Annotated in this window: 9 protein-coding genes; all 9 read right to left on the bottom strand. The window is 72.4% G+C overall.

Features of this window, described 5'->3' with window-relative positions; all coding sequences use genetic code 11:
• Nucleotides 1-55: 55 nt before the first annotated feature.
• Entirely contained in the window at nt 56-1,465 is a 1,410-nt protein-coding gene (locus tag HUW36_RS16270) for a GH1 family beta-glucosidase (RefSeq protein ID WP_174528951.1), read from the bottom strand.
• Nucleotides 1,466-1,501: 36 nt separating this feature from the next.
• Nucleotides 1,502-2,509 carry an ABC transporter ATP-binding protein gene (locus HUW36_RS16265; protein WP_174528950.1) on the bottom strand — a complete coding sequence of 336 codons (1,008 nt, stop codon included), beginning with the start codon at nt 2,507-2,509 and terminating at the stop codon, nt 1,502-1,504.
• Entirely contained in the window at nt 2,506-3,552 is a 1,047-nt protein-coding gene (locus HUW36_RS16260) for an ABC transporter permease (RefSeq protein ID WP_174528949.1), read from the bottom strand. The genes HUW36_RS16265 and HUW36_RS16260 overlap by 4 nt, the downstream gene beginning before the upstream one ends.
• Nucleotides 3,553-3,555: 3 nt before the next feature.
• Entirely contained in the window at nt 3,556-4,533 is a 978-nt protein-coding gene (locus tag HUW36_RS16255; protein ID WP_174528948.1) for an ABC transporter permease, read from the bottom strand.
• A complete protein-coding gene (locus HUW36_RS16250; protein ID WP_174528947.1) occupies nt 4,530-5,621 on the bottom strand; it encodes an ABC transporter ATP-binding protein in 1,092 nt (363 codons plus the stop codon). The genes HUW36_RS16255 and HUW36_RS16250 overlap by 4 nt, the downstream gene beginning before the upstream one ends.
• Before the next feature lie 84 nt (nt 5,622-5,705).
• A complete protein-coding gene (locus HUW36_RS16245) occupies nt 5,706-7,385 on the bottom strand; it encodes an ABC transporter substrate-binding protein (RefSeq protein ID WP_174528946.1) in 1,680 nt (559 codons plus the stop codon).
• A 121-nt stretch (nt 7,386-7,506) separates the two neighbouring features.
• Entirely contained in the window at nt 7,507-8,508 is a 1,002-nt protein-coding gene (locus HUW36_RS16240) for a LacI family DNA-binding transcriptional regulator (RefSeq protein ID WP_174528945.1), read from the bottom strand.
• A 231-nt stretch (nt 8,509-8,739) separates the two neighbouring features.
• On the bottom strand, nt 8,740-9,510 hold the full coding sequence (locus HUW36_RS16235; RefSeq protein ID WP_174528944.1) for an FkbM family methyltransferase: 771 nt from the start codon (nt 9,508-9,510) through the stop codon (nt 8,740-8,742).
• A 527-nt stretch (nt 9,511-10,037) separates the two neighbouring features.
• Nucleotides 10,038-10,418, bottom strand: coding sequence for a YccF domain-containing protein (locus HUW36_RS16230; protein WP_174528943.1), 381 nt, complete (start codon nt 10,416-10,418; stop codon nt 10,038-10,040).
• Between the last annotated feature and the right edge of the window lie 183 nt (nt 10,419-10,601).

Below are 10,601 nucleotides of genomic sequence, written 5' to 3'. Positions count from 1 at the left end.
GGACACGGGGCCGCTGACCGGCCGGGCCGGCGTGGCCGCCGGCCCGGCGCTCGGCTCAGCGCTGCCCGCGCACCCGCCGGACCGTGTCGCGGTACCACAGCGCGCTGCGCTTCGGGGTACGGCGCTGCGTCTCGTAGTCCACCCGCACGATGCCGAACCGCTTGTCGTAGCCGTACGCCCACTCGAAGTTGTCCAGCAGCGACCAGGCGAAGTAGCCGCGCAGGTCCGCGCCCGCCTGCCGGGCCCGGGCCACCGCCCGCAGGTGCTCGGTCAGGTAGTCGACCCGGTCGTCGTCGGCCACGAAACCCTCGGCGTCCGGCTTGTCGTCGAACGCCGCCCCGTTCTCGGTGATCACCATGGGCACGCCCGGGTAGTCGCGGTGCAGCCGCACCAGCAGGTCGGTGAACGACTCCGGCACGATCTCCCAGTCCATCGCGGTGCGCGGCAGGTCCCGGCGGACCACCCGGCGCACCGGCCGGCCGGCGTCGTCGCGGTCCCGGCCCTGCTCGTCCACCCCGGAGTGCAACTGCCCGAAGTAGTAGTTCACCCCGAGCACGTCGATCGGGGTGGCGATGACCTCCAGGTCACCGTCCTGCACCGGGATCGGCACCCCCTCGGCGGCCAGGTCGGCCACCACGTCCTGCGGGTACGCCCCGCGCAGCACCGGGTCCAGGTAGAGCCGGTTGCCCAGCCCGTCCGCCGCCCGCGCCGCGTCCCGGTCGGCCGCGCTGTCGGTCGCCGGGTCGGCCGTCGACAGGTTCACGGTCAGGCCCAGCTCGATCGGCGACTGCGCCGCCGCCCGCAGCCGCCGCGTCGCCAGCCCGTGCCCGAGCAGCAGGTGGTGCGCGGCGGCGATGCCGTCGCCCAGGTCGCGCCGGCCGGGGGCGTGGTCGCCGTAGGCGTAGCCGAGCATGGCCGAGCACCACGGCTCGTTGAGCGTGGTCCAGGTGCGGACCCGGTCGCCGAGCGCGGCGAAGACCAGCTCCGCGTAGTCGGCGAAGCGGTAGGCGGTGTCCCGGTTCGGCCAGCCGCCGGCGTCCTCCAGCTCCTGCGGCAGGTCCCAGTGGTAGAGCGTCACCCACGGGTCGACGCCGCGGCCGAGCAGTTCGTCCACCAACCGGTCGTAGAAGGCCAGCCCGGCCGGGTTGGCCGAGCCGCGCCCGCCCGGCTGCACCCGCGGCCAGGCCACCGAGAACCGGTAGGTGTCCAGCCCCAGGTCGGCGATGAGCGCGACGTCCTCGGGCATCCGGTGGTAGTGGTCGCAGGCCACGTCGCCGTGGTCGCCGTTGGCCACCGCTCCGGGGACCCGGCAGAAGGTGTCCCAGATCGACGGTGTGCGGCCGTCCTCGGCCACCGCGCCCTCGATCTGGTACGACGACGTCGCCACCCCCCACCGGAAGGTCGGCGGCAGCGTGTCGATCGGGTCGACCTGTTCGACGCGGGGACGGGTGAGGTCGGTGTCCATGGTTCTCCTCGCGGGTAGCGGGTGGGCTCGGACGGGTCAGCGGGGCAGGGGCGCGACGGCCGGGTGCAGCCAGCACGCGACGGCCCGGGTCGGATCGTCGACGCCGGGTGCGCCCAGCACCGGCAGGCGCTCGTCGCACGGGTCGAAGGCCTTCGGGCAGCGGGGGTGGAACGCGCACCCGGACGGCATGGCGCGCAGGTCCGGCGGAGAACCCGGGATCCCGGTCAGCTCGCGGCGCGGCCCGCGCAGCGCGGGGAACGAGTGCAGCAACCCCTCGGTGTACGGGTGCAGCGGCTCCCGGTACAGCCGGGCGGCGGGCGCCTCCTCGACGATCCGGCCGCCGTACATGATGGCGATCCGGTCGGAGAACTCCACCAGCAACGACAGGTCGTGGGTGATGAACAGCACCGCGAAGCCCAGCCGCTCGCGCAGTTCGGCGAGCTGGCCGAGGATCTGCCGCTGCATCACCACGTCCAGCGCGGTGGTCGGCTCGTCCATGATTACCACCTGCGGCTCCAGCGCCAGCGCCATGGCGATCATGACGCGCTGCCGCATGCCGCCGGAGAGCTGGTGCGGGTAGCTGTCCAGCCGGTCGGCGGCGATGCCGACCAGCCGCAGCAGGTCCCGGGCGCGGGCCAGCCGGCCCGCCGCCGTGCTCTTCGGCTCGTGCGCCCGGATCACGTCGAGCAGCTGGGTGGAGACCTTGTGCACCGGGTTGAGCGAGTTCATCGCGCCCTGGAACACGATCGACGTCTCCGCCCAGCGGAACTCGCGCAGCCGGGCCGGGCTGAGCGTCAGCACGTCCACCGGCGGTCCGTCGACGGGGTGGTAGATCACCTGGCCGCCGCTGACCACGCCGGGCGGGGGCAGCAGCCGGGTCAGCCCGTACGCCAGGGTGGACTTGCCGCTGCCGCTCTCCCCGGCCAGGCCCAGCACCTCGCCCCGGTGCAGCGTCAGGTCGACGTCGCGGACCGCGTGCACCGCCTCCGCCCCGACCCCGTAGTCGACGCGGAGCCCGCGGATCTCCAGCACCTTGTCGCTCATGAGGTCGCGTCCTCTCGGAGGGGGTCCGCCGGCCGCTGCATCGGGACCGGCGTCGGGGTCGGCGCGAGGACCGGGGTGAACCCGACGCGCATCGCGACGGTGCGACCGTCGGCGGTGCGGATCCGGGTCCGGCCACCGGTGCGCAGGCGGGGACTGACGAACTCGTCGATGCCGAAGTTGATCAGCGCGAGCGCGGTGCCGAGCAGCGCGATGGCCAGCCCGGCCGGTACGAACCACCACCACGCGCCCTGGGCGAGCGCCTGCTGGCCCTGCGCCCAGAACAGGATGGTGCCCCAGTTCCAGGAGCTGACCGACGAGATGCCGATGAACGCCAGGGTGATCTCCGACATCACCGCGAAGATCACGGTGCCGACGAAGCCGGAGGCGATGATCGCGGTCAGGTTGGGCAGGATCTCGAACCCGATGATCCGCCAGGTCCGCTCGCCGGTGGCCCGGGCCGCCTCGACGTAGTCGCGGCGGCGCAACGACAGCGTCTGGGCGCGCAGCACCCGGGCGCCCCACGCCCACGATGTGAGCCCGATGATCAACGCGACCAGCAGCTCGCCGGCCTGGTCGACCAGCGACGCCACGATGATGATCAGCGGCAGCGCGGGGATCACCAGGAACACGTTGGACAACGCGGACAGGCTCTCGTCGGCGGCGCCGCCCAGGTAGCCGGCGGTCACCCCGATGAGGACGGACAGGATCGTGGCCAGCACGCCGGCGATCAACCCCACCACGACGACGCTGCGCGCGCCGACCAGGATCTGGCTGAAGATGTCCTGCCCGAGGTGGGTGGTGCCGAACCAGTGCCGGGCCGAGGGCGCCTGGAGCACGTCGGCGCTGCGCGCGTCCGGGTCGTACGGCGCGATCCACGGCCCGATCACGGCCAGCAGCGCGTACACCCCGAGGATGGCCAGGCCGGTGGCGGCCTTGGCGTTGGCGACGAAGCGGAACCGGCGTCGCCGGGCGCGGGCCGACGGCTGCGCCATCGCCCCCTGGCCGGGGATGACCTGCTCGATGCTCGACGGGGAAAGTGTCATCGCTCAGCTCTTTCGGGTCCGCGGGTCGAGGAGCAGGTACGCGACGTCGGCGAGCAGGTTCGCCACCAGCACCGAGATGGTGATGATGAGGAAGATGCCCTGCATGAGCGGGTAGTCCTTGCTGCCGACGGCCTGGAAGAGCTGGAACCCCAGGCCCGGGTAGGAGAAGACGATCTCCACGAGCAGCGTGCCACCGACGATGAAGCCCAGCGACAGGGCGAACCCGGAGACGTTGGGCAGCAGCGCGTTGCGGGCGGCGTAGCTCAGCGCCACCCGGCGCTCGGAGAGTCCCTTGGCGTGCGCGACGGTGATGTAGTCCTCGCTGGCGACGGTGACCATCATGTTGCGCATGCTGAGGATCCAGCCGCTCATCGAGGAGACCAGGATGGTCGCCGCCGGCAGGATGCTGTGCTGCAACGCGCTGGGGACGAAGTACGCGTCGAACGCCGGCACCAGCCCCGGCTCGTAGCCGCCGGAGGAGGGGAAGAAGCTGCCCGGCCCGGCGAACAACGCGATCGCCACCAGGCCCAGCCAGAAGTAGGGGATGGAGGAGAGGAACGTGGTGGCCGGCAGCAGCCCGTCGATCCACGAGCCGCGCCGCCAGCCCGCGCCCACGCCGAGCGCGGTGCCGAGCAGGAAGCTGACGATCGTGGTGACGCCGACCAGGCCGACCGTCCACGGCAGGCTGTTCCCGATCACCTCCGACACCGGTGCCGGGAAGAACGTGAACGACAGCCCCAGGTCGCCGTGCAGGAGCTGGCCCCAGTAGGCCACGTACTGCTCCCACAGGTTGCGGTCGGAGTCCAGCCCGAACAGCACCCGCAGCGAGGCGATCGCGTCGGCGCTGATCCGGCCCTGGTTGCGGGAGATCAGCGACTGCACCGGGTCGCCGGGCACCATCCGGGGGATGAAGAAGTTGAGGGTGATCGCCGCCCACGCGGTGAACAGGTAGAACGCCACCCGTTGCAGCAGGAACCTCATCGGGTCGCCTCCTCGGGTGCGGCGTCCCGCGCCGCGACGGTGGCCGGGTCGAACAGCCAGCACGCCGCCCAGTGCCCCGGGCCGTCCTCGACCGGGATCGGCGGGGGCAGCTCCGTGGCACAGCGCGCCATGGCGTGCGGGCAGCGCGGGTGGAACCGGCAGCCGGCCGGCGGGTGGATCAGGCTGGGCGGCTCACCGTGCCCACGCTCACCGGCCCCGGTGGGGTCGGCGCCCGCGCCGGTGATCCGCTCCGGGTCCGGCGCCGAGTCGGTCAACAACCGGGTGTACGGGTGGGCCGGCCGCTGGGTGACCGTCTCGCTGTCGCCGCCCTCGACCATCCGTCCCGCGTACATGACGATCGTCTCGTCGGCGAAGTAGCGGGCCGAGGCGATGTCGTGGGTGATGTAGAGGACGGCCAGGTTCAACCGGTCCTTGAGGTCCTGCAACAGGTTCAGCACGCCGAGACGGATCGACACGTCCAGCATCGACACCGGCTCGTCGGCGAGCAGCACCTCGGGGTTCGCGCCGAGCGCCCGGGCGATGGCGACGCGCTGGCGCTGGCCGCCGGACAGCTCGTGCGGGAACGCGTCGAGGTAGCGTTCCGGCGGCGTGAGGCTGACCCGGGAGAGCAGGTCGGCCAGCGCCCGCTCCAGCCCGTCCGGGCCGGTGCCCGCGTTGCCGTGGATGCGCAGCGCCCTGGTGAGGTGGTAGCGGACCGTGTGCACCGGGTTCAGCGAGGCGAACGGGTCCTGCAGGATCAGCTGCACCCGGCGCACGTAGGCGCGGAACGGGCGGCCGCCGCGGACCCGGGTGGAGGCGCCGTGCAGCCGGATGTCGCCGGCGGTGCGCGGGTAGAGCTGGGCCAGCAGCCGGGCCACCGTGGACTTGCCGGAGCCGGACTCGCCGACCAGCGCGGTCACCCGTCCACGGCGCAGCGCGATGGACACGTCGTCGACGGCGTGCACCACCGTCGGGGTCCGGGAGAGGAGACTGCGCAGCCGCCGGCGGACGGGGAAGTGCTTGGTCAGGCCGACGGCCTCCAGCACCACCTCGTCGACCGGCGCCGGGGCGCTCTCGGTCGTCGTCATGCCGCATTCCTGTCTGGGATCGCCGGGGTCGGGGGCGGGGCCCGCCTCCCCGGCCGGTCGCCCGGCCGGGGAGGCAGCGCCGGGTCAGCCGGCGGCGGGCTTGAGGTGCAGCACCACGTCCAGCGCGTTGGGCTGGGTGGGCTGGAGCGCGCCGTACGGGTTCGCGTCGTCCGGCCAGCCGGTCCAGTTCTTCGTGCTGTACGCGCCACCGATGTTGTCCGCGCCGACCGGGATCATCGGCACCTGCTCCACGAAGATCTTCTGCAGCGTGGCCAGGGCGGTGGTCCGGGTGGCGTCGTCGGTCGCGTTGGCGTACGAGACCAGCGCGTCGGTGGCCGCCTTGTCGTCGAAGCGGCCGAAGTTGCCGGCCGGGGAGGCGGTGCCGATCGGCTTGAGCACCCGGCCGTCCATGACCGTCCGGTAGATGTCGTACGGCGTCGCGCCGCTCTCGGTCCACCGGAACGTGGCCTCGAAGTTGCCCTGCTCCACGTTGCGGAACCAGGCGTCCTGGTTGGCCTTGTCCACCGTCGCCGCGATGCCGATCTTGGACAGGTTGTCCTTCACGATCTCGAGGCTGGTCTGGTAGTCGGACCAGCCGGCCGGGTCGGTCAGCTTGATCGTGACCGGCTTGCCGCTCTTGTCCTTCAGCGTGGTGCCGTCGAGCTTGTAGCCGGCGCCGGTGAGCAGCGCCTTGGCGCCCTCGACGTCGACCTTGTGCTCCTGGCCCTTGTACTCGGGCGCGATGAACGAGTCGCCGGCCGGGCTGGGCAGGCCGGTCACGCTCTTCACCTCCGGGTGGAAGTACGCGGCCTCGGCGGTGGTGAAGATGTCCGCGCGGTCGACGACCATGTTCATCGCCTTGCGCAGCGTCGGGTCGTCGAACGGCTTCTTCGTGGTGTTCAGGTAGAGGCCGTGGATGCCCAGCACCGGCGGCGCCCACACCTTGTGGTTCTTCTGGTCCTTGGCCACGAACACGGCCTGGTAGTTGGGGATGAAGACGAAGCTCCACTCCGACTCGCCGTTGGCCAGCGCCGTGGTCTGCGCGCTGTTGTCGGTGTACGAGGTGAAGCGCAGCTCCTTGACCTTCGGCGCGTCCTGCCAGTAGCCGCTGTCGCGCACCGTCAGCGTCGTCGTCGCCGGGGTGAACGACTTCAGCGTGTACGGCCCGCTGCCGACCGGCTGCTTCACCGGGTCGGTCGTCGGGTCGCTGATCTTCTCCCAGAGGTGCTTGGGCACGATCGGCACCCGCCACAGCACCTTCTGCTGGTTGACGAACTGCGGGCTGGACATCGAGATGGTGACCTCGTTGCCGCTCGCGGTCGCGTCCGTGTAGGGCACGCCCTGGTCGTTGAGCGCCGGGAACTTCTTGACCAGGTTGTAGGTGAAGGCCACGTCCTCGGCCGTGACCTTCTGCCCGTCGGACCAGGTGGCGTTGTCGCGGATGGTCACCTTCACCGACTTGTAGTCCGCCGACCACTCGGCCTTGGTGGCCAGCCAGGGCTTGAACGGCTCGGCCGGCTTGACCGGGTTCCACATCATCAGCGGCTCGTAGATCTGCCAGCGGTAGCCCAGCGACGCGGCGGCCGAGGTGGTGAGGAACGGGTTGTTGTTCTCGGCCTGGGGGCCGTTGGGCATGCCGACGTTGAGCACGGTCGCGGCCTGGCCGCTCTTCTTGTTCGCGTTGGGGCTGTCGCCGCACGCGGCGACGGTGGTGGTGACCATCGCGCCGGCCAGCGCGACGGCGAGGAGTTGCCTTCTTCTCATGGCGGTCTCCCTCGGTGGTCCCGCATTCCTCGGGCGGGACGTGGTGGATGGAGGGTGTGCGGTGGTGCCACCGGCGGGCGTGTGCCCGCCGGCGTGGTCGCCGGGGTCCGGCGGGATGGGGTCAGGTGACGCCGGTGGAGGCGCGGGCGGCGAAGCCGGTCGGGATCACGGTCGGGGTGTCCGGCAGCGGCGTGCCGGTGAGGTGGGCGATCAGGAGCCGGGCGGCGGCGGCGCCCATCTCCCGCAGCGGCTGGCGCACCGAGCTGAGCGGGGGATGGGTGTGCCCGGCCAGCGGCAGGTCGTCGAAGCCGACCACCGCCACGTCCTGCGGGACGCGCCGGCCGGCGTCGCGCAGCGCCTGCAGCGCGCCGGCGGCGGAGAGGTCGTTGTGGGCGAAGACCGCGTCGAACGCGACCCCCTCGGCCAGCAGCCGCCGCACCGCCTCGCGTCCGCACTCGAAGGTGAAGTCACCCTCCACCACCCGTTCCGGCCCGATCGGTACGCCGGCGGCGGCGTAGCCGTCGGCGAACCCGGCGAGCCGCTCGCGGGTGCAGCCGAAACGGCGCAGGCCGGTCACGACGAGCGGGCGCCGGCGTCCGAGCGACAGCAGGTGCGCGGCGGCGGCCCGGGCCCCGTCCTCGTTGGTGGTCCGCACCGACGGAAAGCCGGGCTGGTGTCCCCGGTCGTCGATGAGGATGACCGGCAGGCCGCGCCGGTGCAGCTCGGTGATGTAGTCCAGGGTGCCCTCGGGCTCGACCACGAGCAGCCCGTCGAAGGACTTGGCGGAGACCTGGGAGGCGAAACGCCGCATCGACTCGTCGCCCCGGGTGCAGGTGAACAGCAGCATCCCGTAGCCCTCGGCCTCGACCGCCTCGGCGGCGCCCTGGAGCACCTCGCCCATCCAGGGCCAGGTCAGCGCCGGCACCAGCATGCCGACCACCCGGGTGCGCCCCCGGGCCAGGCCGACCGCGCGGGCACTCGGCACGTACCCGAGGTCGCTGATCACCGCCCGGACCCGGTCGGCGGTCCGGATGTGCACCTCGCCCTTGCCGTTGAGCACCCGGGAGACCGTCGTCTTGCTCACCCCGGCGCGGGTGGCGACGTCGGCGATGGTGATCGGCACGTGACACTCCCGGGTCGCAGGGATGAGCGGGGTGTTTCGGAACCGGTTGCGGAAGCGGTTCCGTGGCAGTCAACCGAAGTGCCGCCGGTCACGTCAATAACAGGCAGATAACAAACCATGGCTAAGTTTGACACCTGAAAAAAGTGGCCAGGCAGTGCATGTGTCGATCACGGCGGTGAGCAGCATCGATGCGTTTCGGAGTCGGGATCAACCGTCCCTAGTGGACACGCCTCAGGTTCGGGCGTAGACGTCGCCGGAGTTGGCGTCGTGCGGCAGCGCGCGCAGGTGTGCGGCCACGTCGGCCGCTGGCCGCCAGCCGGGCAGGTCGAAGACCGTCTCGTCACCGAGCGCCACGGTGAACGCGGTGAAGCCGAGCGCGGTGAGCCGGTCCAGGCAGGCGACGGCCAGGTCCCGGGCGATGGTCGTGAACTCGAACGACAACGCCGGCAGCGGGCGGCTCAGGCCGGCCAGCACGGCGTCCTCGAACCCCTCCACGTCGATCTTCACGAACGCCGGTACGCCGTACGCGTCGACCAACGCGTCGAGCGTGGTGCCGGCCACCTGGATCTCGTCGTCCCAGGTCTCGCCCTCCCAGCCGGCGGCGTGACCGGCGGCCCGGACGAAACCGGGGGAGGCGGTGGAGACGGTCGGGTTCGCCGCGTTCACGTGCAGCCGCACCGGCCCGGTGGCGGCGCCGCACGCGGCTTCCACCACGGTGACCGCCGCGTCGTCGGGGTACAGGGCGCGCAGGACGCGGGCGCAGAGCGGCTGCGGTTCCACCGCCACCACCCGCGCGCCGAGCCGGCGGAAACTGCCCAGCCGGTCGCCGACGTGCGCGCCGACGTCGAAGACCAGGTCACCGGCGTGGACCAGGGACGCGTAGAACGCATCGAGCGCCGCGTCGCGGGCCGGGTCCCCGTGGTAGAACTCCAGCGACCGGCGCAGGCCGGCCATCGCCGGATCCGCCTTGAGCGCCTCGACCACCCCGTCCCGACCCCCCATGTCACCGACGGTAACCACCCCGCCGGTCTCGCGAGCCGGTTTCGGGCCGCGACTCACCCCAGCCTCCTAGGACGGTATGCGGGGTGTGTCGGCGTCGGGCGTGACTTCGGCCCGAGCGGCAGCTTCTGCAAACGTTGCGGCCGACCACGGCGACGACGCCCGGTGGGTGACCACGGGAGCGCAGGGGGAGCGGGACGGTACGCCGGACACCGCCTGTCGAGCTGATATCGCGAACGACTCACAGGTCCGGCCCCGGCGGGTCGGACCACTTCCATCGCCGCGCTCCTGGGCTCGCCCTGACGCCCCTTCGCCCCGCCCCTGCGCGCGGACCGGCCGGGCAGGCGACCGGACGCGGGCCAGGTGCCGGAGCGTGCGACGACTGCTGGGCGTACCGGCCTGTGCCGCCCCGACGTGGCTGCGACCGGCGCGGGAGGTGGCGAGGGGCGGACCGGCCGCCGCCCGCCGGCTGAGTCGTTCGCGACATCAGCTCGACAGGCGGCGGGAAGGGGATCGGCCTGCGGTCTGGGTCAGGGCGTCTCGACGACCTCCTGGCCGAGCGGCCACAGCGCCGCCGGGACCAGCTTGAAGTTGGCCACCCCGAACGGGATGCCGATGACTGTCACGCAGAGCGCGACGCCGGCCAGGATGTGCGACAGCGCGAGCCACCAGCCGGCCAGCACCACCCAGAGCACGTTCGCCAGGCCGGAGGGGAGACCGGCGCCCGGCTTGGACACGAGGGTGCGGCCGAACGGCCACAGCGAGTACGAGGCGAGCCGCAGCGAGGCGACGCCGAACGGGATGGTGACGACGAGCGCGAAGCAGATCAGGGCGGCGACGCCGTAGCCCAGGGCCAGGACGAGGCCGCCACCGAAGACGAGCCAGAGCAGGTTCAGCAGGAAGCGGATCACCGTTCCATGGTGCCCGGGGCCCGCAAGCGCCACCGGAGCAGGGAGGACCGGCACCGGTCAGCCCGACGCCACCAGCGCCGCCACCGCGTGCGCGGTGACCGGATGGGCGGCGACCAGCGCCGACGCGGCGTCGGCAAGCGGTGCCTCGGGCCCGGCGCCCACACCCCCGCGCCCGGGAAGTGC

The sequence above is a fragment of the Micromonospora maritima genome (assembly GCF_902825405.1).
Classification (GTDB): Bacteria; Actinomycetota; Actinomycetes; order Mycobacteriales; family Micromonosporaceae; genus Micromonospora; species Micromonospora maritima.
Note: the sequence above shows the minus strand (reverse complement) of the source record. Positions and strands in the feature narration are given on the sequence as shown.